This window comes from Campylobacter sp. 2018MI13, from assembly GCF_018501135.1.
Taxonomy (GTDB): domain Bacteria; phylum Campylobacterota; class Campylobacteria; order Campylobacterales; family Campylobacteraceae; genus Campylobacter_E.
Window position 1 is genome coordinate 1 of sequence record NZ_JAHCZC010000232.1, and the last position, 442, is coordinate 442.

Sequence of the window (442 nt, forward strand, 5' to 3'; positions counted from 1 at the left end):
GTCCCAAAGCTCAGGCATGTTTCCACGCATTTTCCTCACCGACTTTGGCAGCATCCTTGACCGTGACACGAAGTCGCGTCATGCAAGCATCAACGTCGACGATATTTTCGCGACCGCCGAGCAAGTTGACGATCTTGACAACTTGTGAATTAGGATCTGCTTTGCCGTCAGAAGTCGTAGCAGCACCAGTCGATTCGGACGCATCACCATCATTGTAGTTGCCGTTTCGACCAGGAGTTGCATAGTTGAACTTCTTGATCATGAAGTTTGCAATGAAGTACATGATTACGCCAAAGAGAATCTATACCCAAATGAAGTTCAAAACGTCTCCCAAAAGTCCGGCTTTAATAGCCATTGGCGTTCTCTTCAAAAATTCGATATTGCCAAATGAGTGAACGCGCAAAGGAACGAGATCGGCCATTGCGAAGGCGCAGCCTGGCAC

At 48.0% G+C, this 442-nt stretch carries 1 protein-coding gene; it reads right to left on the bottom strand.

Going from position 1 to position 442, the window contains the following annotated elements; translation table 11 throughout:
• Positions 1–10 precede the first annotated feature (10 nt).
• Positions 11–283 carry a PTS sugar transporter subunit IIB gene (locus KJQ99_RS09785; protein WP_214150722.1) on the bottom strand — a complete coding sequence of 91 codons (273 nt, stop codon included), beginning with the start codon at positions 281–283 and terminating at the stop codon, positions 11–13.
• Positions 284–442: the final 159 nt, after the last annotated feature.

Coding starts and splice junctions, on each gene's coding strand:
- KJQ99_RS09785 (WP_214150722.1), bottom strand. CDS start 283: ATGTACTTCATTGCAAACTTCATGATCAAGAAGTTCAACTATGCAACT.